At 63.9% G+C, this 24,569-nt stretch carries 26 protein-coding genes; 13 read left to right on the top strand and 13 right to left on the bottom strand.

All coding sequences use genetic code 11. From position 1 onward, the window contains the following. Nucleotides 1-13: 13 nt before the first annotated feature. Both JQ627_RS22045 and JQ627_RS22040 read left to right on the top strand, forming a co-directional pair. Nucleotides 14-2,323: an NADP-dependent malic enzyme gene (locus JQ627_RS22045; RefSeq protein WP_212486241.1), complete on the top strand. Its 2,310-nt coding sequence runs from the start codon at nt 14-16 to the stop codon at nt 2,321-2,323. 314 nt (nt 2,324-2,637) lie between these two features. Beyond that, nucleotides 2,638-3,090, top strand: coding sequence for a DoxX family protein (locus tag JQ627_RS22040; RefSeq protein ID WP_212486240.1), 453 nt, complete (start codon nt 2,638-2,640; stop codon nt 3,088-3,090). A gap of 147 nt (nt 3,091-3,237) precedes the next feature. Here the strand turns inward: JQ627_RS22040 and JQ627_RS22035 are convergent, their stop codons facing one another. The 4 genes from JQ627_RS22035 to JQ627_RS22020 form a co-directional block, all read right to left on the bottom strand. Further along, nucleotides 3,238-3,789, bottom strand: a complete 552-nt coding sequence (locus JQ627_RS22035) for a dihydrofolate reductase (RefSeq protein WP_212486239.1) — start codon at nt 3,787-3,789, stop codon at nt 3,238-3,240. 7 nt (nt 3,790-3,796) lie between these two features. Further along, nucleotides 3,797-4,810: a polysaccharide deacetylase family protein gene (locus JQ627_RS22030; protein WP_212486238.1), complete on the bottom strand. Its 1,014-nt coding sequence runs from the start codon at nt 4,808-4,810 to the stop codon at nt 3,797-3,799. A gap of 165 nt (nt 4,811-4,975) precedes the next feature. Continuing rightward, nucleotides 4,976-5,542 carry a glutathione peroxidase gene (locus JQ627_RS22025; RefSeq protein ID WP_212486237.1) on the bottom strand — a complete coding sequence of 189 codons (567 nt, stop codon included), beginning with the start codon at nt 5,540-5,542 and terminating at the stop codon, nt 4,976-4,978. Nucleotides 5,543-5,694: 152 nt separating this feature from the next. After that, complete coding sequence (locus tag JQ627_RS22020) at nt 5,695-7,317, bottom strand: L,D-transpeptidase family protein (RefSeq protein WP_212486236.1); 1,623 nt, start codon at nt 7,315-7,317, stop codon at nt 5,695-5,697. A gap of 209 nt (nt 7,318-7,526) precedes the next feature. On the opposite strand from JQ627_RS22020, the gene JQ627_RS22015 reads away from it, so the two are divergent. Beyond that, nucleotides 7,527-8,075 carry a CreA family protein gene (locus JQ627_RS22015; RefSeq protein WP_212486235.1) on the top strand — a complete coding sequence of 183 codons (549 nt, stop codon included), beginning with the start codon at nt 7,527-7,529 and terminating at the stop codon, nt 8,073-8,075. Nucleotides 8,076-8,086: 11 nt separating this feature from the next. Here the strand turns inward: JQ627_RS22015 and JQ627_RS22010 are convergent, their stop codons facing one another. Continuing rightward, nucleotides 8,087-8,296, bottom strand: coding sequence for a hypothetical protein (locus JQ627_RS22010; protein ID WP_212486234.1), 210 nt, complete (start codon nt 8,294-8,296; stop codon nt 8,087-8,089). Nucleotides 8,297-8,713: 417 nt separating this feature from the next. On the opposite strand from JQ627_RS22010, the gene JQ627_RS22005 reads away from it, so the two are divergent. Beyond that, nucleotides 8,714-8,878 (top strand): hypothetical protein, encoded by a 165-nt coding sequence (locus tag JQ627_RS22005; RefSeq protein ID WP_212486233.1) that lies wholly within the window; start codon nt 8,714-8,716, stop codon nt 8,876-8,878. Between the two features lie 48 nt (nt 8,879-8,926). Beyond that, a complete protein-coding gene (locus JQ627_RS22000; protein ID WP_212486232.1) occupies nt 8,927-9,292 on the top strand; it encodes a hypothetical protein in 366 nt (121 codons plus the stop codon). A 6-nt stretch (nt 9,293-9,298) separates the two neighbouring features. Here JQ627_RS22000 and JQ627_RS21995 read toward each other — a convergent pair whose 3' ends face one another. Both JQ627_RS21995 and JQ627_RS21990 read right to left on the bottom strand, forming a co-directional pair. Beyond that, nucleotides 9,299-9,544, bottom strand: coding sequence for a DUF6719 family protein (locus JQ627_RS21995; RefSeq protein WP_212486231.1), 246 nt, complete (start codon nt 9,542-9,544; stop codon nt 9,299-9,301). A 67-nt stretch (nt 9,545-9,611) separates the two neighbouring features. Then, the gene (locus tag JQ627_RS21990; protein WP_212486230.1) at nt 9,612-11,084 is read right to left on the bottom strand and encodes a PLP-dependent aminotransferase family protein; all 1,473 of its coding nucleotides are present in this window, start codon (nt 11,082-11,084) and stop codon (nt 9,612-9,614) included. Nucleotides 11,085-11,159: 75 nt separating this feature from the next. Here JQ627_RS21990 and JQ627_RS21985 point away from each other — a divergent pair, with 75 nt between their 5' ends. The 5 genes from JQ627_RS21985 to kynU all read left to right on the top strand — a co-directional run bounded on the left by JQ627_RS21985 (nt 11,160) and on the right by kynU (nt 16,403). Then, the gene (locus JQ627_RS21985) at nt 11,160-11,885 is read left to right on the top strand and encodes a pyridoxamine 5'-phosphate oxidase family protein (RefSeq protein WP_212486229.1); all 726 of its coding nucleotides are present in this window, start codon (nt 11,160-11,162) and stop codon (nt 11,883-11,885) included. A 54-nt stretch (nt 11,886-11,939) separates the two neighbouring features. Next, a complete protein-coding gene (locus JQ627_RS21980; protein WP_212486228.1) occupies nt 11,940-13,217 on the top strand; it encodes an ArgE/DapE family deacylase in 1,278 nt (425 codons plus the stop codon). 291 nt (nt 13,218-13,508) lie between these two features. Further along, the gene (locus JQ627_RS21975; protein WP_212486227.1) at nt 13,509-14,318 is read left to right on the top strand and encodes an alpha/beta hydrolase; all 810 of its coding nucleotides are present in this window, start codon (nt 13,509-13,511) and stop codon (nt 14,316-14,318) included. Nucleotides 14,319-14,352: 34 nt separating this feature from the next. Further along, nucleotides 14,353-15,192: a tryptophan 2,3-dioxygenase gene (gene kynA, locus JQ627_RS21970; protein ID WP_212486226.1), complete on the top strand. Its 840-nt coding sequence runs from the start codon at nt 14,353-14,355 to the stop codon at nt 15,190-15,192. Nucleotides 15,193-15,200: 8 nt separating this feature from the next. Beyond that, nucleotides 15,201-16,403, top strand: a complete 1,203-nt coding sequence (kynU, locus tag JQ627_RS21965) for a kynureninase (protein ID WP_212486225.1) — start codon at nt 15,201-15,203, stop codon at nt 16,401-16,403. Here kynU and JQ627_RS21960 read toward each other — a convergent pair. From JQ627_RS21960 to JQ627_RS39665, 5 genes are all read right to left on the bottom strand, one after another. After that, nucleotides 16,379-16,714 carry a hypothetical protein gene (locus JQ627_RS21960; RefSeq protein WP_212486224.1) on the bottom strand — a complete coding sequence of 112 codons (336 nt, stop codon included), beginning with the start codon at nt 16,712-16,714 and terminating at the stop codon, nt 16,379-16,381. The genes kynU and JQ627_RS21960 overlap by 25 nt on opposite strands. Before the next feature lie 82 nt (nt 16,715-16,796). Further along, nucleotides 16,797-16,991, bottom strand: coding sequence for a hypothetical protein (locus tag JQ627_RS21955; RefSeq protein ID WP_212486223.1), 195 nt, complete (start codon nt 16,989-16,991; stop codon nt 16,797-16,799). Beyond that, a complete protein-coding gene (locus JQ627_RS21950) occupies nt 16,988-18,139 on the bottom strand; it encodes a PepSY-associated TM helix domain-containing protein (RefSeq protein WP_312015801.1) in 1,152 nt (383 codons plus the stop codon). Before JQ627_RS21950 ends, JQ627_RS21955 begins: the two co-directional genes overlap by 4 nt. 33 nt (nt 18,140-18,172) lie before the next feature. After that, a complete protein-coding gene (locus JQ627_RS21945) occupies nt 18,173-20,482 on the bottom strand; it encodes a TonB-dependent siderophore receptor (RefSeq protein WP_249143262.1) in 2,310 nt (769 codons plus the stop codon). Nucleotides 20,483-20,678: 196 nt separating this feature from the next. Then, nucleotides 20,679-21,602, bottom strand: coding sequence for a helix-turn-helix transcriptional regulator (locus JQ627_RS39665; protein ID WP_212486221.1), 924 nt, complete (start codon nt 21,600-21,602; stop codon nt 20,679-20,681). Between the two features lie 74 nt (nt 21,603-21,676). Here JQ627_RS39665 and JQ627_RS21935 point away from each other — a divergent pair, with 74 nt between their 5' ends. After that, entirely contained in the window at nt 21,677-22,438 is a 762-nt protein-coding gene (locus JQ627_RS21935) for an O-methyltransferase (protein WP_212486220.1), read from the top strand. Here the strand turns inward: JQ627_RS21935 and JQ627_RS21930 are convergent. Continuing rightward, the gene (locus JQ627_RS21930) at nt 22,435-23,229 is read right to left on the bottom strand and encodes a cobalamin-binding protein (RefSeq protein ID WP_212486219.1); all 795 of its coding nucleotides are present in this window, start codon (nt 23,227-23,229) and stop codon (nt 22,435-22,437) included. The two genes, JQ627_RS21935 and JQ627_RS21930, sit on opposite strands and share 4 nt — an antisense overlap. 119 nt (nt 23,230-23,348) lie before the next feature. On the opposite strand from JQ627_RS21930, the gene JQ627_RS21925 reads away from it, so the two are divergent. Both JQ627_RS21925 and JQ627_RS21920 read left to right on the top strand, forming a co-directional pair. Beyond that, nucleotides 23,349-23,750, top strand: a complete 402-nt coding sequence (locus JQ627_RS21925; protein WP_028157491.1) for a PaaI family thioesterase — start codon at nt 23,349-23,351, stop codon at nt 23,748-23,750. Between the two features lie 149 nt (nt 23,751-23,899). Beyond that, the gene (locus JQ627_RS21920; protein ID WP_212486218.1) at nt 23,900-24,511 is read left to right on the top strand and encodes a GNAT family N-acetyltransferase; all 612 of its coding nucleotides are present in this window, start codon (nt 23,900-23,902) and stop codon (nt 24,509-24,511) included. Nucleotides 24,512-24,569: the final 58 nt, after the last annotated feature.

Here is a 24,569-nt window from a genome sequence, read left to right as displayed (position 1 = left end):
GGCAAGAGACCGCATGTCGTCCTTTTCTGATGATCTCCACCAGGCGGCGCTGGCCTATCACCGTCTGCCGCGCCCCGGAAAGCTCGAGATCCAGGCGAGCAAGCCGCTTGCCAACCAGCGCGACCTCGCGCTTGCCTATTCTCCGGGCGTTGCCGCCGCCTGCACCGAGATCGCCAAGAACCCGGCGGAAGCCGCCACGCTCACCACCCGTGCCAATCTGGTCGCTGTGGTCTCAAACGGCACCGCGGTGCTCGGCCTCGGCAATATCGGCCCGCTGGCCTCCAAGCCGGTGATGGAGGGCAAGGCCGTCCTGTTCAAGAAATTCGCCGGCATAGACGTGTTCGATATCGAGATCGCTGCCGACACCATCGACCGCGTGGTCGAGACCGTGGCGGCGCTCGAGCCGACCTTCGGCGGCATCAATCTCGAGGACATCCGCGGTCCGGAATGCTTCGAGATCGAGGCGCAGCTCAAGCAGCGCATGAAGATCCCGGTCTTCCATGACGACCAGCACGGCACCGCCATCATCGTCGCCGCCGCCATCACCAACGGCCTCAGGCTGAATGGCAAGAAGCTATCCGACGTCAAGATCGTGGCATCGGGAGCAGGGGCCGCCGCGATCGCGACGCTGAACCTGCTCGTGTCGATGGGTGCGCAGCGCAAGAACATCTGGGTCTGCGACATCGACGGCCTCGTGCATGAGGGCCGCAACACCACGATGGATCGCTGGAAGGCGGTCTACGCGCAGAAGACCGACAAGCGGACGCTTGGCGACGTCATCGGCGGCGCCGACATCTTCATCGGGCTCTCGGCACCCGGCGTGCTCAAGCCGGAGATGGCCAAGGCGATGGGCGACAAGCCCCTGATCATGGCGCTCGCCAATCCGACCCCGGAGATCATGCCGGAGGAGGCGCGCAAGGTGCGCCCCGACGCCATGATCTGCACCGGCCGCTCCGACTATCCGAACCAGGTCAACAACGTTCTCTGCTTCCCCTTCATCTTCCGCGGCGCGCTCGACGTCGGCGCCAGCGCCATCAACGAGGAGATGAAGCACGCCGCCGTCGAAGCCATCGCGCAGCTCGCGCGCGAGGCGCCGTCGGATGCGGTGGCGCAAGGCTTTGACTCCGGCGAAACGCAGGGCTTTGGCCCGGGCTCGCTGATCCCGAGCCCGTTCGACCCGCGCCTGATCCTGCGCATCGCGCCGGCCGTGGCGAAGGCCGCGATGGAGTCGGGCGTCGCGACGCGGCCCATCACCAATTTCGACGAATACACCGCGCTGCTCGAGCGCTTCGCCTTCCGCTCCGGCCTCGTCATGAAGCCGATGTTCGCCAAGGCCAAGACCCAGCCGGTGCGCGTGATCTATGCCGAAGGCGAGGACGAGCGCGTGCTCCGTGCCACACAAGTGGTGCTGGAGGAGAAGCTGGCGACGCCGATCCTGGTCGGCCGTCCCTCCGTGGTGGAGGCGCGCATCAAGCGCTTCGGCCTGTCGATCAAGGCGGGCAAGGATTTCGACCTCGTCAATCCCGAGGACGATCCGCGCTATCGCTCCTATGTGCAGTCCTATGTCGAGGTCGCCGGCCGCCGCGGTGTGACGCCGGATGCCGCGCGCACGGTGGTGCGCACCAACAACACGGTGATCGCCGCGCTTGCGGTAACGCGCGGGGAGGCGGATGCGATGCTTTGCGGCGTCGAGGGCCGCTACATGAGCCATCTGCGCCATGTCCGCGAGATCGTCGGCTTCTCGCCTGGGATCAGCGACTACGCGGCACTGGCGCTGCTGATCACCAGCAAGGGCGCCTTCTTCATCGCCGACACGCAAGTTCGGCCCAATCCGAGCGCCGAGGAGCTCGCCGAGATCGCCTCGCTTGCCGCGGTCCACGTCCAGCGCTTCAACATCAAGCCGAAGATCGCCTTCGTCTCGCACTCGGATTTCGGCAGCTACGACACCGAGTCTTCGCGCAAGATGCGCCGGGCGACCCAGCTGTTGAAGGAGAAGCATCCGGAGATCGAGGCCGACGGCGAGATGCAGGGCGACACCGCGCTCTCCGCCGCTGCGCGAAAGATGGTGCTGCCGCACTCCAAGCTCGAGGGCGAGGCCAACATCATGATCATGCCGAGCCTCGACACCGCCAACGTCGCCTATCAGATGATCAAGTCGCTGGCGGATGCGCTCCCCGTCGGCCCGATCCTGATCGGCCCGGCGCGTCCCGCCCATATCCTCACGCCGTCGGTGACGGCGCGCGGCATCCTCAACATGACGGCAGTTGCGGTGGTGGAAGCGCAGGAGCGCGCTTCGCGGCAGCAGCCGACGTTGTTTACGTAGGGGCGCGCGTCCGGCGTTTCTCGGAGGCGCGGTCGTTCCACAAATTCGTCATGCCCGGGCTTGTCCCGGGCATCCACGTTCTTTGTGCCGCGAGGAAAGTCGTGGATGGCCGGGTCAAGCCCGGCCATGACGCCGAGAGCGTTGTCTTCGCCGCTCTTGGTTCGATTCTGCTAGGGAGCGCCATAACGCCGCCAACTTTGAATTACTTTCAGTTCGGCATTTCCCCGTTTGTAAACCGGCGCATGACTCTTCATAATCGCTCGGTGCTTTCTTCAAAATTCCCGTTTCAGAAAGCCTGAGCCAAGAGGCCGATCATGCCAGCGTTCGTGACTTTCGGACGGATCCTGTTCGCCGTGCTGTTCATCTACACGGGCGCGACCAAGCTCTTTGCCATCCAGGCGACGGCCGACTTCATCGCCACCAAGCTCGTGGTGCCGGAAGTCATCGCGCCTTACGCCAAGCAGATCGAGACGGCGACCGCCATGACCACGCCGCAGCTTCTGGCGATCGCGGTCGGGGCGCTCGAGATCATCGCGGGGCTGATGATCGCGCTGAACTTCGGCGCGCGCTTCTTCGCGTTGCTCATGATCATCTACGTCGCGGTCGCGACCGCGCTGTTCTATGACTTCTGGAACCAGGCGCCGCCCGACAACGCCAAGATGCTGGTCGACGCGCTCAAGAATCTCTCGATCATCGGCGCGCTGTTCATGATCATGGGCTACGGCCGCACCACGCGCCCGGCCGAGGCGGCCTACGGGGACGTGTAAAGCGGTCGATGGCTCGTCCCCTAACGACGAGTGCATGAACCGTCGTTCACAGATTAGCTTTTGAGATCACAGCGGTTCTACAAATCGAGGCCGCTGCGGCTGCTGCGCGGGGTGCTGGCTTATTATCCTCCGGCGCCGTAGCGCAGATCAGCTTCGGCGCCACGGCGTGACGGTGACCTCATGCGCCGCGTCGAGCGTATAGGGCGCGCCCGGTTTCATCCCGTGTGACGACAGCACCTCATGCGGAGTCCGCTGGGGCACACCGACGAAGCAGCCTTCGCCGCCAGGCAGCCGCACGTGGGGGGCCTCCGACAGCCAGAACGTGTCGTAGCGGTCCATGAACATGTCGAACACGACCGGGCCGCCAATGATCGCGACGGTGCCGGAAGCCACGTCGGCGAAGGCGCAGGCTTCTTCGAAACTCGCGTGATCCGGATTCCATAGGGTGGCGTTCGGCATCTCGGGGTCGACGGTGAGCGCCTTGATCTTGCGGGTCAGGATCAGCCGCTTGCGCTTGGGCGAATTCGGCTGGCCCTCATGCGAGCGGCGGCCATGCACGATCAGGGCGGCGCGATCGAGCGCCTGCTCGAAGAACAGCTTGTCGCCCTCGAATTTCAACGTCTCAGGCATGATGTGCGACGGATCGGCGAGCATGCCGTCCGCGGAGACGATGACGTAGCCTTCGATACGAAAGGACAATTGCCGGCTATTCGGAAACGGTCGTCACCACGGAATTGACCGGGCGCTGGCTCACCGTCGGCAGCTTGACGTCCTTGAGCAGCTCCTGGTCGTATTCCGGCAGTGTCGACGCCGGGAATTTGGCGCGCATCGCCACCACCTTGTAGCCGCCGGCCTTCAACCGCTTGAGCAGCTCGGGCAGGGCTTCCGCGGTGTGCTTCTGGAAGTCGTGCATCAGGATGATGCCCTTGCCCTTGCTGTCGAGCTTCTTCATGACGGTCTCGACCACCTTCTCCGGCTTGGAGGCCTTGAAGTCGAAGGAGTCGATGTCGCAGGAGAAGATCGCGACGTTGCGGTTGCCGAGATAGGTGACCATCTCCGGCGGATGCTGGAGCGCCGGGAAGCGGAAGAACGGCGAGGGCGAGATGCCGCCGAGCGCCCACTTCACTGCCGAGAATCCCTTCTCGATCTCGTCCTTGCGCTGCGCTTCCGTGAGCTTCTTGTTGTTGAGGTTGGCGTGCGACCAGGTGTGCGCACCCACGGTATGGCCGGCCGCGTAGACCTGCTTCAGGATCTCCGGCTCATAGGTCGCGTGCTTGCCGATGGAGAAGAAGATGCCGGTGGTGCATTCATCGGCGAGAGCCTTCAGCACCGCGGGTGTGTTCTTGGGCCAGGGGCCGTCGTCGAAGGTCAGCACGACCTCGTGGTCGCGCAGGAAGTCGAGCTCCTTGAAATGCTCGAAGCCGAAGCCGGGACCACCCGTGGTGTCGATCTCGACGGTGCGGGCGACCCCGAGAGCGCCGGGCGTGTTGCAGGCCGCGCGGGCGGGCTGGGGCGCCTGTTTGGGCGGGGGCGGGAAGGCCGGTTGCGTTGGGGCAGCGACTGCCGCCGCGGGAGCGGGCGCCGGTGCTGCGGCGGGGGCTGCAGCCGGTGCCGCTTGGGTGGCGGCTGCGGGTTTTGCTGCCGGGGCCTGTGACCACGCTGCGCCTGCCATCGCAACCGACATCGCGCTTGCTAAAATCAGTCCTGCCGCCACACGCATGGTGATGTCCTCGAGATTGATCCCGTTGTTTCGCCGTGGCTTTTCGCCATTGGCAAAACCATCCTGCCCCTTGATAGTCCTAGCCTAGATGGTGGGCCCTCGTCATTGCAACGGCTGTTTGGCACCCCGCCACAATTGTGCCCAACCGGATGCGGGCTGTGGGTGTCAGCTGTCGGCCAGCGCCTTCGCAATCGCCGTCTTGACCCGTGTGTCCGTCGGATCGACCGCAGACGGAAAGACCTCGGCAATATAGCCGTCCCGGCCAATCAGGTATTTGTGGAAGTTCCAGCGCGGAACCTCGCGGGGGCGCGCCTCGGCAGCCCATTTGTAGAACGGATGCGCCTTCGCCCCGACCACGACTGACTTGGCAGTGATCGGGAAGGTAACGCCGTATTGGTGGTGCGCGGTCTGCGTGATTTCGCTCGTGCCGCCGGGCTCCTGGCCACCGAAATCGTTCGAGGGCACGCCGATCACGGTGAGTCCGCGCTCGCGAAACTCTGTCCAGAGCTCTTGCAGGCCGGCATATTGCGGAGTGTAGCCGCAGAGCGAGGCGGTGTTGACCACCAGCAGCGGCTTGCCCGTGAAAGCGGCAAGACGGAGGTCGTCGCCGGACAATGCAGGGAACGAGAAGGCATAGGCCGAGATCCGGCTCATGCCGCCCTCGGCGAAGGTGCGTCCAGCAGATGCGGTCGTCGCGACGAGCGCGGCGAGCATGGTCCTACGGTCCAGCATGGCAACGTCCCCCGACGTGATCCGGGACGCAGTTTACTGCGTCGGCGCCGCGCGCCTGCTCAACACCGCGTTATCGGACGCGGCGAGGTGACAGATTCCTGCTTTGACGCGTTTTCTTTGCGCGAACCGGTATCCACTTCGCTCAGAACGCTCTAGTACAGGCGCACGATGAAGTCGGTGCCTTCGCCGGTCTCGCCCTGGTTGATGCCCTGGTCGGAGACAATGATTGAGCCGCCGGATGTCAGCATCTCGTTGATCTTCGCCATGGTGTCGGCCGGGATCGAGATGCGGTCGAGTGCCTCGGCCGGGCTGTCCGGCGTGACTACGGGCTTGGTTGTAACGGGCTTGGCGGCGACGGGGATCATGGCGGCGCCACGGCGTGTCACGCGGCTGTTGTCGTCGCGCGCGGCGGCGCGGGCGGAGACCGGCAGCGACAGCACCGACCAACGCAGCGCATTGGTGTCGGTCTTGTCCACCACGGCGGTGAAGACGTGGGTGCCGAGTGGCCGCTCGCTGGCAGCGATCGTGACGGGCACCTCGAACAGCGGCGCAAAGTTCTGCCGCACGTAGAGCTTGGAATCCTTGCGGCTGATGAATACGGCGATCTGGCCGGCCCGCTTGGGCACTTCCGGCTTTGCCACCGGCGCGGGATCGGCGATGCGGGTCTCGTCTTTCTTCACGTCGGGCGAGGCGGCGAGCGCCGGTGCGACAGCGGGCGCATCGGGCTTCTTCGCGGTGTCGGCGGCTCCAGTCTTTGCTGCTTCGGTCTTGGTTGGCTCGGCCTGGGACGCTTCTGCGGCTTCAGGGGGCTTTGCTTCGGTGGCCGCGGGCTTGGCGGCTTCTTCGGACTGCGGCTTGGCCGGGCCAGATGCCTCGGCGGTCTTTTCAGACTTTGCCTCAACCTTGTCGGCTGGTGCGGCTGTATCCTCTCGAGCGGGTGCATTGCCGGTGGTCACATCCGACATCACGGTGTGGCCGACCGAGGAGCGCAGGTCGGGTACGCCGTCTGCGCTGGCGGTCTTCGTCTCGGCGGGCTTCGCTTCGCTGACCTGGGTTTGCGCGGCGCCCTTGTCGGCCTTGTCGCCGACATTGCTCTGCGGCTCCAGGCTGGCGGCGGGCTGCGGCGGCACGCGCACCGAGGCGAGCAGGGGATGCGAGAAATTTTGCGGCGACATCTGGCCGGGCGAGACGATCACGCGCGCGCCCATCTTGGTCCAGTTCCACATCTTCACCGCGAACGCCATCGGCATGCGGATGCAGCCGTGCGAGGCCGGATAGCCCGGGAGGACGCCGGCATGCATGGCGATGCCGGACCAGGTGATCCGCTGCATGTACGGCATTGGCGCGCCGCTATAGATGTTGGAATGATGGAATTTGTGCTTCTGGATCACGCTGAACACGCCCATCGGCGTCGAATGGCCCTTCATGCCTGTCGACACCGGGGATTCCGCGAACACGCCATTGGTATCGTAGACCGTCACCTTCTGCCGGTCGATCGACACGACGATCATGAGCGGACCTTGCGGCTTGGTGCCGGCTTCCTTCTCGGCGACGACCGCCTTCTTGCTGGCGGCGCTGCGCTTCGGCGGCTTCTGTCGCGGCTGTTCAAAATGCCGCTCCTGCCGTCCGTAGGACCCGTCAGAATAATCCGTCCAGTAATAAAACGCCGCTTCCGCCTGGCTTGCGGTGCCGATCGCAGCCGCCGCCGTCAAGATGGCGACCTGCCAAAGCCGCGTCGGCTTGGCAGAAAAACCGGACCCGTTCACGCTATTCATCTTCGAATCCATAATCCAAATCAGACATTAGTCTCGCAGAGTGGATACGCGTTCACCAGCAGGGCGGTTCTGCCATCAGCGACTTTTGTCCACCACGTAGCAAAAAAGCCTCACGGAGCGGTAAACGGCGGCCGTGATGGGCTTGCCGGTCGTCTTCCTGACCGGCTGTCGCATGCCTACATTGCCAGGACTTGTTACCGGAGAACTTCATGTCATCTCGTTTCCCCGGTCTTTCTGGCATCCGCTTGAAAGACCTCGTTTTATTCCTCCTGCTGCTGGCCGTGCCAGCGACCTCTGCAATCGCCGCTGACGAACCGGATCTGATCTTCCGCCGCTCAACCGTGTTCAAATGGATGAGCCCGAATGACAAGCTCGCGACCTATGGTCTCGATGACCCTGAAGTCGAGGGCGTGGCCTGCCATTTTACGATCCCGGAAAAGGGCGGTTTCAAGGGCTGGCTCGGTCTTGCCGAGGAGGTCTCGGATATCTCGCTGGCTTGCCGCCAGGTCGGTCCGATCAAGTTCAAGAACAAGATGGAGCAGGGCGACGACATGTTCCGCCAACGCCGCTCGCTGTTCTTCAAGAAGATGCAGATCGTGCGCGGCTGTGACGCCAAGCGCAATGTGCTGGTCTACATGGTCTATTCGGACAAGCTGATCGAGGGCTCGCCGAAGAACTCGACCTCGACCGTGCCGATCATGCCGTGGGGACCGGCTGACGCAAACATCCAGAAGTGCGGCGAGTTCTTCACTCAGTGACGCGCTTGCATTCACTCAGTGACGATGGCGCGGCTGGCCTGCGGTTTTACATGGTGCGAGCCGGTCAGCCGCACGAATGCCTGTGGCGCGGCTTCGTAGCCGCGGCCTGACTGCAGCGACATCGCGCCGCCCGAGGCGACGCGGCCGCGAATGGGGTGTTGGTCGGCGCGGTCGGTCCGCAGGTCCGCCTCGCGCGCCGCTGCACGATCTTGCGCCATCATGATGGCCATCCCTCAACTGAACGTGCCCGGTGGTTCCGGGCTTCTCGGTTTCGATGGTTCGGTCGCACCCGAAGCGCCCCCGGTTCGACAGGACCCAGCCACCGTTTGGGCTTCTCTTCAGCAGAAAAACGTAAAATGCATGTGAAGTGCGGAAGGCGCGCGTGTGACGGCGCGCAGTGTGAGGTCTGCTTCCAAGCGCGAGCAGCGCTTGCCACGCCACTTTGATCCGCGGTGCGACCCGCCTGAAAAGATTGAGATTTTTCGCCGAATGTTTCGTCGCCCGGGGTGCGACGAAACAATTCTCGCGAAGACGAAACCATTTTCCGCTTTTGGTGCATCACGCGCGAAACGACGCATGGTTATCAGCTTCGCAACGACGACGGCGCACCGCCGGCCACGGAATTGGGAGACAAGACCATGCGCGCGCTCAGCTTCATCCTTGCCTTCGGTTTCGTGCTCGCCGGCTCGTCGTTCGCGGGGGCGCCGGACGGCAATCTCCCGGGTGTCGGCACCTTCCAGTACAGCGGCTCGCCGGTCACCACCACAGCGCCGCAGCCGATCATGGTCGCCGCGCGCTTCTGATCGAGAGCCAAGAGGAATCACAAGAACAACCAGCCGATAAAGGCCATCATGATTGTCCGGTTCTGCGCTGCAGCGTTCGTTTCCCTCCTGACGATCAGTGCTGCCCATGCGCAGGTGCGCGCTCCCTCCAGACTACCGGATCCCCGGAGCGAGTTCGTGCGTCAGTGTGCGCCGCGGATGCTAGGGCGCTGGGAGCATCCCGAGGCGGTCTGCAGCTGCCTGCATGATCACGCTGCGGCGGCCGTCGAGGACCGCGATCTTCGCGAGGCGCTGTTGCGCGGCATCAGCGAGACCGGTGTGCCAACGATCGAGACCGATTGGGTGCCGGCGTCCAAGCAGAGCGAGATCGGCCCGACCTTCACCAAGATCGCCAAACCGACCTTGCAGTGCATGTTCGACCCGGCGAAGTCGTAACCATCATCACTTCGATTTCGGACCGTAGCGCGGCACGCAGGCACTGGTCCTCGCCACGCCCTTGTCGGTCATTTTCGCACCGCGCACTTCCTTGACCTGCCCGGCGGGGCAGGTTCCGTCATCCACTTGCACGCGCTGGCCGAGCTTGAGATCGACGATGTCCTGCTCACGGCCGACGGTGACGGCGTGCGCCGTCGCAGTGAGCGCGATCGAGATCAGGAGCGAGAGGCTGGCAGCACGGCGTAGAAGCATGGTGAAAGGTTCCGGCATCGATGCCGCAATGTAGGGATCGCCTCGCGATTCTGATAGTGAACCTTCGTCACGCCCGCCGGGCCGATCTGCTCGCCGCGCGCAAGACAACGCGCGATTCCCGGGCAAGCTGTTTGGCGGACGCGATAAGGCCCGGAAGTGCGTGCCCCGAAAATCCCAGCACGAAACCGGGCAGGGGATTTGCGCAGGAATAGGTGTCGGCGAGCAGCCAGCCTTCTGCGCCGGCGGCCTGCTTCGCCTGTGCCGCGACCGCAAGATCGACCGATGGATCGAACCGGGCGACGAGGTGCAGCCCTTGCGACGGTACCGGCACCGACAGCGCACCGTCGGATGCTGCTTCCAGCGTCTCAGCCAGCGCATCGCGCGCCTCGCGATAAAGCTTGCGCACGCGCTTCAGGTTCGCGGCGAACGCGCCGGAATTAAGCATGTCGGCCACCGCGCCTTCCATCAGCGTGCCGGGAAACCGGTCGAGCGCTGCGCGCGCGGTGGTGACATCAGCGATCAGGCGCTCGGGCAGCGCGCAATAACCGATGCGCAGGCCCGGAAACAGCGTCTTGGCGAACGTGCCCATGTAGATCACGCGCTGGAGATGATCGATGCCGGCAAGCGACATCAGAGGCGCGCCGTCGTAGCGGAACTCGCTGTCGTAGTCGTCCTCCAGCACGAAGGCGCCGGCCTGCCTCGCCCAATCCAGCAGTTCCAGCCGTCGCGGCATCGACATCTGCACGCCCAGCGGAAACTGGTGCGATGGCGTCACATAGGCCGCGCGTGCGGACGAGGCGGCGGTGCGGCCCCTGGCGACACGTATCCCGTGTTCGTCGACGGGAACGGGCACGGCACGATAACCGCAATGCGAAATGGTTTTTCGCGCGGCGGGGTAACCCGGGTCCTCGCACCAGACCTGGTCGTTGGGCTTCAGGATCGCACTTAGCACAATGCGCAGCGCGTGCAGCGTGCCTGACGTCAGCATGATCTGATCCGGATCGCAGCGCAGTCCACGTGCCGACAGCAGATGATCGGCGATCGCGGCACGCAGCTCGCGGCTGCCGCGCGGATCGCCATAGTGCAGATGCTCCGATCCGAAGGCACGCATGCGCCGGCCGACGAAAGCGCGAAAACGCTGCACCGCGCGCTCGTCGATATGGGTGCAGCCGAGCGAGAACGCGCCCTGTCTGGGTGTTTCGACCACGGCCTTCGGCTTCTTCGGCTCGGCGGCGCGCGCCGGAATCCGCGCGGCGACGAAGGTGCCGGAGCCGACGGTCGCGTCGGCAAAGCCGTCGGCGATCAGCCGCTCATAGGCAGTGACGACGGCGTTGCGGCGGAAGCCGGTCTGCTTGGCCAGCGTCCGCGATGGCGGCAGCGGTTCGTCGGGCTTGACGAGACCACAGACGATCATCTCGCACAGCGCCTGGTACAGCCGGTGCGCCGACGACGCGCCCGCGGTGATGTGCGGGCCGGTGAGGTCGAGCGGCAGTTCGGCCTTGGCCGGCGAGGGGACGAAATTGGTCGGAATTTTTCGCATGGAATTGGCACTATCGCAGACCAAATCGGCCGCTACAACTCTCCTGGATTTGTTCCAATCCCGACAGGAGCGGCCGTGAGCCAGACTGAAAGCCAGAATTCCTATCCGACGTCAGCGCGCAACCAGGTGAAGCGCCGTCACGACCGCGGCTTTTACGATCACGGGACCGTTCATCGTATTCTGGATTCGTCGATGATGTGCCATGTCTCCTATGTGATCGACGGTCAGCCCTATTGCACGCCGACTTTCTTCTGGCGCGAGGGAACGAAGCTGTACTGGCACGGTTCGAGCGCGAGTCGCATGCTGCGCAACCAGACCAGGGGCGAACGCGTGTGCCTGACGGTCGCCCATCTCGACAGCCTCGTGCTGGCGCGCTGCGGCTTCAACCATTCCGCCGACTACCGCGCCGTGATGGCGTTCGGCACCGCCTATCTCGTCACTGATCCCGAGGAAAAGGAGCGGGCAGTGATCGCGATGGTCGACCGTTTTTTCCCGGACCGCACCGCGAGCCTGCGTCAGAGCAACACGCAGGAGATCAAGGCGACGTCCTTCATAGCGATGGAGATCGAGGAGGCCTCGGCCAAGGTCCGCGCCAAGGGTGTCGCCGATGACGACGAGGACTACGAATTGCCGATCTATGCCGAGCGCATTCCGGTACGCACCGTGCTCGGCGCGCCGGAACCTTGCCCGCGGCTGCTCGACGGCGTGAACCGGCCTGCGACATTGAGTGGCTATTCGGAAGGCCGTCTGCTCGAAGATGCATTGCGGGATGCCTATTTTGCAGAGTACCCGAACGGCTGAAATCAGCTAGCTTGCGCTCCTTCGATGATCTGAACGCCCGATTGGAGTAGCCTGATGAATGCCGAGACGCAGCAGAGGATTCTCGACGCCGTCGATGCCGGCTTCGAAGCCCAGCTTGCGACCACAAGCGATTTCGTCGCGATCCCTTCGACCCGCGGGGCGGAGGGGCCGTGCCAGGACATGATCGGCGACCTCCTGCGCGCGCGCGGCTATGAGGTCGACGACTGGCATATCAACGTCGACGATCTCAAGGATCTGCGCGGCTTCGGTCCGATCGAGCACGATTTCTCCAAGGCCCGCTCGGTGGTGGGCACCTACCGTCCGCAAACGAATGGCGGCAAATCGCTGATCCTTCAGGGCCACTGCGACGTCGTGCCCGCGGGGCCGCTGGAATTGTGGGACACGCCGCCATTCTCGCCCGTCATCAAGGACGGCAAGATGTTCGGCCGCGGCGCCTGCGACATGAAGTCGGGCACGATCGGCGCGCTCTATGCGCTGGATGCGATCAAGGCGGCGGGTTTCAGGCCGACGGCGCGGATCCACTTCCAGTCCGTGATCGAGGAGGAGAGCACCGGCGTCGGCGCTCTCTCGACATTGCAGCGCGGCTATCGGGCCGACGCCTGCTTCATCCCGGAACCGACCGGCGGCAAGATGGTGCGCTCGCAGGTCGGTGTGATCTGGTTTCGCCTGCGCGTGAAAGGCCATCCGACCCACGTTGCCTTCGCCGGCTCCGGCGCGAACGCCATCATGGCTGCCTATCATTTGATCCAGGCGCTGCAAAAGCTTGAGATCGAGTGGAACGAGCGCGCGAAAGCTGATCGGCACTTCAAGACGTTGAACCATCCCATCAACTTCAATCCCGGCATCATCAAGGGCGGCGACTGGGCTTCCAGCGTGCCGGCCTGGTGCGACGTCGATTGCCGTATCGCCGTCCTGCCGGGCTGGTCGATCGCCGATCACCAGAAGGAGATCGCAGCCTGCGTTGCGGCTGCCGCACGCAACCACCGCTTCCTCGCCAACAATCCGCCGGAGATCGAATGGTCGGGCTTCCTGTCGGAGGGGTATGAACTGACCGATGCCGCCGCGCCCGAGGCCACGTTCGGCAAGGCCTTCAACACCGTCTATGGCGGCGAGGTCGAAGATCTCGTCTTCACCGCGCTCACCGACACCCGTTTCTACGGCCTCAATCACGGTATCCCAAGCCTGTGCTTCGGCGCGAGCGGCGGCGAGATGCACGGCTTCAACGAATTCGTCGACCTGGAGTCGCTGAAGAAGTCGACCAAGGCGATGGCCCTGTTCATCGCGGATTGGTGCGGGGTGGAGAAGGCGTAGCTGAGGCGGCCTTCGCTGCTGGCGCAGGGCGGGCAAGGGCGCCCTTGCGCCGTGTCCACCATGTTTCCTCCATCTCGCACGAGAAAGTTGGCACGCTTCCGCCTTCGCTCTTCGATCTGCGGCGGACAAGTCGCTTTGCCCATTCTGCGGCTTCTGGAATGGGGGTGACTTCTGCCTGAAGCGCGAGCGCGTCCAGATACTTTAAGCTTAAAATAAAGACTAGGATGCCGGCCCCGCTGGTGGCAGACTGGCGCCTGATCGCAAGGCCTTGAGTCCGCCGAAGGAGTAACAATGCGCGATTGGGATGATGCTTATGCCAATTCGGCCCATATCCCGGGCTCGGACAAGATGCCGGCGCAATGGGCGGAGCGGGCGGCGGCTTACCGCGCCGGCCTGAAGGGCTTCCGTTCGGACATTGCCTACGGCGCGGGTGAGCGCCAGCGTCTCGACCTGATCTTGCCCGACGGCGACAGCAAGGGCCTCGTCGTCTTCGTGCACGGCGGCTACTGGATGCGCTTCGACAAATCGACCTGGACCGATCTTGCCGAAGGCGCGCGGCATCACGGCTGGACGGTGGCGCTGCCGAGCTACACGCTGGCGCCCGCGGCACGCATCTCCGACATGACTGCGGAAATCAGCGCCGCGATAGCCAAGGCGGCGTCGCTCGTCGCCGGGCCAATCCGGCTCGCCGGCCATTCCGCCGGCGGCCATCTCGTCACGCGCATGCTGTGCGACGACAGCCGGCTCGAAGGCACGGTCTATAACCGCGTCGCCGGCACGCTCTCGATCAGCGGGCTGCACGATCTGCGACCGCTGCTCAAGACGAAGATGAACGAGACGCTGCGCATGACCATGGAGGAGGCGACGCTCGAAAGCGCGGCGCTGCATCTGCCGCGCGGGCATTCGCCTGTCACCGCATGGGTGGGCGGCACCGAGCGGCCGGAATTCATCCGCCAGTCCGATCTGATGGCTAATGTCTGGACCGGCTTCGACGTGCCGACGCGCCTCGTCGTCGATCCCGGGCTCAACCATTTCACCGTGATCGACGGACTGAAGGATCCGTCGTCGCCGATCACCGCGCGCCTGATCGGCCTCGACTGACGAGGCGAGGATTGATCGATCGAAAGGGCCTGCCATGACGTCCAGCGATTACGATCCCACCAGCGAAGGCGCCGAGACCGATTTCGTCCGGCGTATGTCCTACGGCAACTATCTGGCGCTGGATGCGATCCTCGGCGCGCAGCATCCGCTCTCGGAAGCCCATGACGAGATGCTGTTCATCATCCAGCATCAGACCACGGAGCTGTGGATGCGGCTGGCCATCCACGAGCTCAGCGCCGCGCGCCGCGCCATCGCCAGGGACGAAGTGCAGCCCGCGATGAAGATGCTGGCCCGGATGTCGCGCATCTTCGAGCAGCTCAACAATGCCTGGGACGTGCTGCGCACCATGACGCCCAGCGAGTACACGCGTTTCCGCTCGCAGCTTGGCCAGTCCTCGGGCTTCCAGTCACGTCAGTACCGGCTGATCGAATTTCTCCTCGGCAACCGCAACCATGCCATGCTCAGGCCGCACGCGCACGATCTGGAAACGACCAGGCTGCTCGAAGGCGAGCTTGCCACGCCGAGCCTGTACGACGAGGTGCTGCGGCTCGCCGACCGCAACGGGCTCAAGATGCCCGCGTCCGTGCTGGCGCGCGACGTGCGCGAGACCCACAGCTTCAACGAGGGCGTGCTCCAGGCCTGGCGTGTTGTCTACGAAGCGCCGGAGACGCACTGGATGCTCTACGAGCTTGCCGAGAAGCTGGTCGACTTCGAGGACTATTTCCGGCGCTGGCGCTTCAACCATGTCACGACGGTCGAGCGCGTCATCGGCTTCAAGCGCGGCACCGGCGGCACCGGTGGCGTCAGCTATCTCAAGCGCATGCTGGAGGTCGAGCTGTTTCCCGAGCTCTGGCGCGTCCGTACCATTCTGTAGAAATCGCCATGACCAAATATCGCGTCTATGACGACACCAGGGCCTTGTTCCATTTGCCTGACGGCGTGATCTATCTCGACGGCAATTCGCTCGGCGCGCTGCCGCTGGGGGTTGCCGAGCGCGTCAGCCGCGTCATCACCGATGAGTGGGGCAATGAGCTGATCCGCGCCTGGAACAGTGCGGGCTGGTACGCCCAGCCGCGCCATGTCGGCGATCGCATCGCGCGATTGGTCGGTGCGGAGGCCGGCTCCGTGATGGTCGGAGACACGCTGTCGCTCAAGGTCTATCAGGCACTCGCTGCCGCGCTCGACATGAACGCATCGCGCAAGATCGTACTGTCAGACACCGGCAATTTCCCGACCGACCTCTACATGGCCGAAGGCCTGATCGTGACGCTCGGGCGCGGCCATCAATTGCGCCTGGTGGCGCCGGAGGAGATTGAGGCCGCGTTGTCGGAGGAGGTCGCTGTTCTCTACATCACCGAGGTCGACTACCGCACCGGGCGGCGCCACGACATGGCGAAGCTGACTGCGAAGGCGCATGCGCTCGGCATCGTCACGGTCTGGGACCTCGCGCATTCGGCCGGCGCGCTGCCGGTCGATCTCGCTGGTTGCGGTGTCGATTTCGCCGCCGGCTGCACCTACAAATACATCAACGCCGGCCCCGGCGCGCCGGCCTTCCTCTACGTCGCGCCGCGCCACGCCGACAACGTGCGCGCCGCGCTCTCGGGATGGATGGGCCACGCCAAGCCGTTCGCGTTCGAGCTTGCCTATGCGGCCGCCGGCGGCGTCGAGCGCATGCGTGTGGGCACGCCGCCAGTGCTGGCGATGGCGGCGCTGGAGGCGTCGCTCGATATATGGGACCGCGTCGATATCGCGGAAGTCCGCGCACGTTCGCTGGCGCTCGGCGATTTGCTGATCGCCGAGGTCGAGCGCCGCTGCCCGCAGCTCAAGCTCGTGACCCCACGCGCACATGAGCGCCGCGGCTCGCAAGTCTCCTTCGCCTTCGACGGCGGCTACGCCGCGATGCAAGCCCTGATCGCCCGCGGCCTCATCGGTGATTTCCGCGCACCCGACATCATGCGGTTCGGGATCACGCCGCTGTACATTGGCGAAAGTGAGATCGTGCGGGCAGCCGAGATCATCGAGGAGGTGATTGCAGGCGAGGTGTGGCGCCGGCCGGAATATCAGGTGGTGAATGCGGTAACGTGATCCGTTGCGGTTCGCCAGGCGCGGCGCGGCCGCTTCGGTTGCGCCGGCGCAGAAACGTCCCTGAAACGATAGGGATCGCCTCCCGGTTCGAAAGCCTCCTTTGCGAGCAATGGCAGCAGGGCCGCGGCCTGTTGTGCTTCACGCCGCAGCGGCAGGCCCGGTAGCCTGCTGCCATAGCGCGGCAGTGCGAGTTGCCGTCCAAAATAGGCAGGATCTTGCGAGAGCTTGCTCAGAAAGGCGTCATGGCCCTTGGCCGTGCTGTAGCGGGCCATGCGTCGTACGACGCTTTCGGGCCGCTGATAGCACAGCATGACCGCTCGGAGAAACCATGCCCAGGCGCCGTGCGCCGGTTGACCAATCGGGATATGTCCGGCCACGTTCGCGTCCTTGAGTTCAGCTCGTTTTTCGTCGCCAAATGAACATCAGGTAGAGCAGGGGCAGAACGCCTAGTGCTGTCCATGAAACCGCGTCCCACCAGCCATCACCGACAAGGGCGCTGATCAGCCCCGCCGTGCTGACGATGGCGACGACGAGCGGCGCGGCGAAGATCTGCATCAAGGTGCGATGGGTGGCGCGATGCGAATTCATGACGATGTCAGCGCCGCGTTGTCGACTGCGGAAGCTTTGGCAATGCTCCGCTCCACCGTCACGCCGGCCTTGCGGCGGCGCAGCCATAGATACACGCCGGTCCACAGGATGATGATGGTGAGGACATCGAGCACGGCCCAGATGATCTTCAACGGCATCCCGCCATAATCGCCGAAATGTAGCGGCTGGGAGATGAAGAGGGTCGAGACATACCAGGGCATGTCGCGCGTATCGGTCAGCTTCCCGGTCTCGGCGTCGATCAGGGCCGGCTTGAGCAGCCGCGAGGTCAGCGGCGTGTCACCATGCAGGAAGACCGCATAGTGGCTCTTGCTGCTGAAGAGCGTGCCCGGAAACGCGACGAAACTCGCGGTCATGCCGGGAACGGCCTCGGCGGCAACTTTCACGGCGGCGTCGACCGAGGTCGGCTTTGCCGGCACCGCACGATCTTGATACTGCGCCGTCATTTCGGAGAGCTGCCCGAACTGCCAGAGTTTGAGGACGAGGTCCGCCCAGGTGTTGATGACGCCGGTGAAGCCAACGACGAGCGTCCATGCCACCAGCAGGATGCCGGCGATGTTGTGCACGTCGAGCCAGCGCACGACGCGGGTCCGGCGAGCGCGGTAGGTGCCAAAGCTCAGCTTCCGCATCGAGGGGGCGTAGACGACGATGCCTGAGATGATTGCGACACATAGCAAGATGCCCATCAGGCCGAGAAACAGCTTGCCAGGCAGCCCTGCGAACATGTCCGTGTGCAGCCTCAGCATGATGTAAGTAAAGCGGCCCGTGAAGTCGGGGGCATCCAAGAACGCTGCGGTGTGAAGATCCATCCGGATCAGCGTGTTCTTCGACGGGTCGGACGTGATGGTCGCTCCGACGCTGACGAACATCGTGTTGGGATCATCGCGGTCCCACACCAGGAAATGCGGAACCTTGCCCGGCGCGCTGGCCATCGCATTGGCGAGCAGCTTATCGAGATTGGCCTGCGGCGTCCCGGCTGGCACCTCCGCGGCCTTGACCTGGCTGTGCAGGAGATCGTCGATCTCCTCGTGGAAGATCAGCGGCAGCCCGGTGATGCAAAGCAGCAGCATGAATATCGTGCAGATGAGGCTCGACCATTTATGGACGAAGCCCCATCGCCGGAGAGATATTGTCGCTGTCGTCAAAGCCAGTTCCAGCTCTTCTCAATTCCACGTGTACTTCAACGTACCGAGCACTGTACGCGCACTGCCGAAACCGCAATAGGCCAGACCCGTGAAGCATGAGGCGACATAATACTTGTTGGCCAGGTTTGTCACGTTGATCTGGGCCTTCCAGTTCCGCCAGTCGGGCCGGAGATAGGCGAAGTCGTAGCTCGCGCTTGCATCGACCAGCGTGTAGGAGGGGACGACGAACGTGTTGAAATTATCGCCATAGGTGTCGCCGACATAGCGGACGCCGGCACCGATCCCGAAGCCGGCGAGCGGGCCGTCGTACCAGGTGTATTTGCCCCACAAGGCTGCCTGATCCAGCGCCGTGTTCATCATGTACTTGCCGGCATAGCTTGCGATGCTCTGGGTGACCTTCGGGTCGAGGTGGCTGTAGCCGCCGGTGATCTCGAACTCGCGCGTAACGTTACCCTTGACTTCGAGCTCGAAGCCGCGAACGCGCACGGCGTCGGTCTGGACACTGAAGAAGGGATTGATCGGGCTCGTGGTCAGCACGTCCTTCTGCCTGGTGTCGAAGACCGCCGCAGTGACCATGAAGTTCGAGCCGACCGGCATGAACTTGACGCCGGCCTCGACGCTTTCGCCGGTGGTCGGCCGGAACGAGTTACCCGTGAGATCTGCGCCGAGATTCGGGGTGAACGACGTCGAGTAGCTGACATACGGTGCAAGCCCGATGTCGAAGAGATAGCTGAGGCCGACGCGGCCGGTCTGTGCGGAATCGTCCCGGCTATAATTGCCGGCCGGCGGATAGAACGCCAGGCTCTGGAAGCCCGAACTCGTAAAGTCCTGCCGCCCGCTCATCGCCAGCGTGAAGCGGTCGAACTTGACCTGATCCTGGATGTAAAGACCAGCTTGCTTCAAGCTGTCGCTGCGCAGGATGAAGGGAGCGAGTGACGAGAACGACGGCACGGCCGTGCCGTAGACCGGGCTGTAGGCGTCGATCGGCGCAATGAGGGTCGAGCGATAATCGGTCCTGGACCAGAGGTTGAAGTAGTCCATGCCGAGCAGGACCTTGTGCGTGAGCGGTCCGGTCGCGAAGTCGGCCTGGACCTGGTTGTCCAGCGCGACGTTGGCCGCGCTTGCCTTGACGTAATTGTAGGTGCGAGCAACGAGGCGATCGGTCACCATGCCTTCGGTGCGGACCGAAGCAAGGTCGTTGGTCACCTCAGTGTAACGCAGGTTCTGGCGGATCTGGAACATGTCGTTGAAACGGTGCTCGAACGCATAACCGAGCATGAATTGTTCGAGATGATAGCCGTCGATCGAGGGCTCGCCGAGATAGCGGCTGTAGGGAACGTGGCCGTTCGGATTGGGCAGGAACGAGATCTCACCGGTCACGTATTGCTGGTAGCCCTTGTTGTCGACCTTCTGGTACTGCGACAGCACGGTGAAGCTGGTGTCTGCGTCCGGCCGGTAAGTGAAGCTCGGCGCGATGAACAGCTTGTTGTCCTGGACGAAGCCGGTCTGCGTGTTGCTGTCGCGACCGAGGCCGATGATGCGGTAGAGGTACTGGCCGTCCTTGTCGATCGGACCGCCGATATCGAACGCACCCTGGAAGCGCTCGAACGAGCCGAAGCTACCGACGATCTCGTTCGTCGGGGTCGCTGTCGGTCGCTTGCTGACCATGTTCAACAGGCCGCCCGGGTCGGACTGGCCGTAGAGGCCCGATGATGGTCCCTTGAGGACTTCCAGGCGTTCGAGACCATAGGTCTCGATGCGCGGCACGGCGAAAGTGGTCGTGTCCGCCGGCAGACGGAGACCGTCGAGGTAGCGCGGTGCTTCAAAGCCCCTGATCTTGAAGGTGTCGAAGAAGGCGTTGGCACCAAAACTCACCGTGGTGACCCCGGGCGTATAGCGCAGCGCCTCGCTGACGTTCTGCGCACCCTGTGCCTCAATCTGGTCCTTGGTTACGACCGAGATCGACTGCGGCGTCGTCAGGATCTGCGTATCGGTCTTGGTCGCGGTCGTGCTCTGGCTGGCGAGATAGCCTCTCACCGGGCCGTTGCCTTTCTCGCCGCCGAGACCACCAGGTGTGGTGGCAGGGACGGCCTGCTGCGTTGCCACGGGCGCGCGCCTGGCGACGGTTCGTGTCGCGCGTGACGAGTTCGACGACCGGGCGGGCCTGGCCCGCGCGCGCTCCGGCGTGGGCGCATCGACCGTGACAGGCGGCAGGGCGGCCCCTGAATTCTGCGCCTTCGCAGGCGCATTCGTCATTGCCACCACGGCAAGACCGGCAAGTGTCAACGCAGCCAGTCGCTTCTCATTCTCCAACGCACGAAATTCCATTGCCCCAAACCTGTCCCGCCAATCCAAGATCGGGCTGATTAGGTGCTGAATTGGTGCGACATCGCCTTTGCTTACGCGCAAAAATCCTTTGATCGTTTGTCGATAAGCTCCAGATTGGCGCGCAAGACATTTCGTCGCAGTACCGGACAGGCTAGATCGACCGGCCAGACACGCAGCATTGGGGCCTTGATGCCGGTCAGTGCTTGAGCGCGCGGATGCGGCTTGGAGCTTGCCCGAAATGTTTGCGAAACGCGGTCGCGAAATTGGCCGGATTGCCGTAGCCGGCAAGATACGCGGCCTCATTGATCGAGACGCCTTGCTCGATGATCGCGTCCCTGGCCGCTTCGAGGCGCCGCGTTCGCAAATAGTCGGAGGCGCTCATGCCAAAGACGCGGCGAAAGTTCGTGTTGAAGGAGCGGTGGCTGATACCTGCCTCGCGGGCCAGCTGCGGAATGGTCCACGGGCGTTGCAGATCCGCGTCGATCGCGTCCCGCACGGCGCGCAGGCGACGCTGCTTGACGTCTCCGACCGGGTCAGTAATGACGCGGGCTCCGGCCATGGAAATGATCCTGACGAGAATCTCGAGCGCATGGGCGGACAGCAACAGCTCTTCCACGCGCCCACGGACCGTTGGCGTGAGCATCTCCGTCGCCATCGCCAGAATCCGTGCGGGGGCCTTCAACGAAATTGCGAACTGGTCGGCGCCGGCCCGGCCGAAGAGATCGAGGAATTCTCGCTGCAAACCCAGCCGTTCGATCGAGGGATAGGGAAAGGCGAGACCGGCTGCGAACATGTACGTCCCGCCGGCCGCCCGGCCGCCGCAACGCGACGGCTTGCGCAAGCCCATCACGACGATCGAGTTGTCCGAGTAGCGTGGTCGCTCGATGCCGTTGAGCGGGCCGCCGCCGCCGGCGCCCTTGAGCACGATCGAGATGTACAGCCCGGGCTTGATCACGCCCTCGGAGCGGATCTCGCTATCGAGGACGAGATTGTTGCGCTGGAACAGGCATCCGGGAGATTCCAGCCATTGCACGATCTTGGCAAACTCGTCCGCCCGCGAGGTGTTGGTGGCGTCGAGGATGTGAAATTCTTCGTAGATGCGATGATAGATGTGCGTCACGTGCCATTCCCGGAAACGATCGGCGCAGGGTTGAGCGATCTATTTGTCGTCCGTCACAATCACCCGCAACTAGAATGCTTCCAAAAACCTGTCTGGTCGGGGCGGCCGGGCATGTTCCGCAGCGTGGGGCTGTTTCGATGACCGCGCCTATGGCGGCCCTTGCTCTCGATCCCAAGGTGAGCGGCGTGCTCGAGGAGCTTCACCGCAAAAGCCGCCGAGAGCTGCCATCGCTGGTCGGATATTTCCTGTTGCGCGCGATCCCGCGCTGGATCAGGTGGCAACGCTCCCCCGAGATCGACGAGCAGGCTCAGTCGTTCCTGAGCGACAAGCTGATCGCACTGGCGCAGGACAAATGCGAATTCTGCTACCTGATGTGCCGGTCCATTGCGGCAAGGCGCATCGTCGAGGTCGGTTCATCCTTCGCCGTTTCGACGATCTATCTCGCGGCCGCCGCGCGAGAATCCGGCGGAGAGGGGGCGCTTGTGATCGGCACGGAGATCGATTCCCGCAAGGTCGCGTTCGCACGCCGCAACCTCGAACGGGCCGGATTGAGCGCGTTCGCCGACATCAGGCTGGGTGATGCGCGCCGGACGCTGCTGGATGTCGAAGGACCGATCGACTTCGTCCTCATCGACAGCTGGATTCCGCTTGCGCGTCCCATGATCGAGATGCTGGCTCCGCGTTTGCGTCGCGGAGCGATTGTGGTGTGCGATAACACCGGCCAGTTCAGCAAGCAGTATCGCGACTATCTCGACTACGTCCGTTCGCCGGAAAACGGGTTTCGGTCCACGCAGATTCCGTATCGTGGCGGATTGGAGCTTTCGGTGCGGTGCTAGCGCCGTTCGGGCGCGCCCCACAACGCCTCAACGATCGCATCGAGCCCGTCCGTCAGCGCCGCGGGCCCCGGCTGCAAGATGATCGGCGATTTGATCTCGACGATCCGATCATCCCGCACGGCCGGAATCTCGCTCCAGCCGTCGCGCTGCCTGATGCGGGCAGGGACAACTTTCTTGCCACACCATGACGCGAGGATCACCTCGGGCGCAGCCTCCCGAACCGCGTTCGCCGAAACGATGCGATCCTTCGCCGCCTGCCGATGCCGCAGGTCTGGAAATACATCTTCACCGCCGGCGATCTCGATCAGCTCCGACACCCAGCCGATGCCCGAGATCAACGGATCGTCCCATTCCTCGAAATACACCCTTGGCCGCTGCGAGGGACGGGGTGTTGCCGCCACCTCCGCAAGACGTCGTTCGAGATCGTCGGCCAGCCGTCCGGCCCGCTCGGCCGCGCCGACCAGCGCGCCCAGCGTACGGATCATCGCAAGGATGCCGGCAACGTCGCGCTGGTTGAAGACGTGCACATCGACGCCCGCGCGTACGAGGTCGGCGACGATGCCGGCCTGGAGGTCGGAGAAGGCCAGCACCAGCTCCGGTTCCAGCGCCAGGATCTTCGGGATGTCGGCGGAGACGAAGGCCGACACCCGCGGCTTCTCCCGCCGCACCTGCGGCGGGCGGACGGCGTAGCCGGAGACGCCGACGATGCGGTCCTGCTCGCCGAGCAGGTACAGCGTTTCGACCGTCTCTTCGGTCAGGCAGACGATACGGCGGGGCGGGAAGTGGCGCATAGGAAGAGCATATGCGCAAATGCCGTCGCCGATGTCAGCAGGGCCATTACCTCGGACGTCATTGCTTTGCCGCGCGAAGCAATTCACCCTGAGACAACAATGAATTGGGAGGAAATCCGATGACGCCGCTCGAGAAACTTAAAGCGATGAAGATGCCGTTTGCCGAGCTCAAGGGCGTCGAATTCGTCGAGGCTGAGAAGGACCGCGTGGTGGCCCGGATGACGGTCAGGCCCGACCTCTGCACGCTCCACCACACCATCCACGGCGGCGCGGTGATGGCGCTCGCCGATTCCGTCGGCGCGGCCGCGACCGTGATCAATCTGCCGGAGGATGCCAAGGGCACCACGACGCTCGAGAGCAAGACCAACTTCATCGGCGGGGCGAAGGAGGGAACCACGGTTATCGCCACGGCTACCCCGGTCCATCGGGGACGGCGGACCCAGGTCTGGAGCACCCGGCTGGAGACCGAGGACGGCAAGCTGGTCGCCGTGGTGACCCAGACTCAGCTGGTGCTCGTATGACTACGGGACTTGATTTTATTAACGAATTAGTCGCATCCGATGCCCGAAACTTGGGCAGGTTCCCGTCTTGAAAAACATGCTGCGTCGCACAATATTGGAGGCCTAGGGATTCGAACGCCTCCTCGAGGGACACCAAGAGGAGTTTTGACGTGGTACTTGAAGACACGACCCGCACGAAATCCGTTCCGGGCTATGTGCGGACCTTGAGCCAGCAGGAAGAATTGCCGCTTCTGCGCGATCACCTGTTGCGGCTTGATTCCGGAAGCCGGCACGACCGTTTCAACGGCTTTCTCGACGACAGCTTCATCGAGCGATACGCCGCCCGCTGCGCCGAGGACGGCACAGTGATCGTCGCCTACATCGTCGACGGCGTGGTCCGCGGTGCGGCCGAGCTGCATCCGCCGGAGGACGATTCGCTGCCCGAGGTCGCCTTCAGCGTGGAAGCCTCGGCACGGCGCCAGAACGTCGGCACCATCTTGTTCAGCCGGCTGATCGCGGAAGCGCGCTGGAAGGGCTACAAGCGCCTGCGCATCACCACCGGCGCTGAGAATCACGCCATGCGGGCGCTCGCGAGGAAGTTCGGCGCGAATCTGCAATTCCGTCATGGCGAATCGACCGGCACGATCGATCTCGCCAAGACGCCCGAGGCCGAGCTCGCTGAACTCGCGGCCTCGCCGTTCACGGCCGGCCGCGCTCTTCTCAGCTTCAATTCGACCTGCTGGAAGCTGATCTCCGCGATGTACGGCAATCGCGCCGCCTAATCCAAACGCGGACTGGAATCAAAAAGCGGACCGGCATGGCCGGTCCGCTTTCGTATTG

Source organism: Bradyrhizobium liaoningense (assembly GCF_018130785.1).
Lineage (GTDB): Bacteria > Pseudomonadota > Alphaproteobacteria > Rhizobiales > Xanthobacteraceae > Bradyrhizobium > Bradyrhizobium liaoningense_A.
The sequence above is the reverse complement of the archived record's forward strand: the minus strand, read 5'-3'. Positions and strand labels throughout refer to the sequence as shown.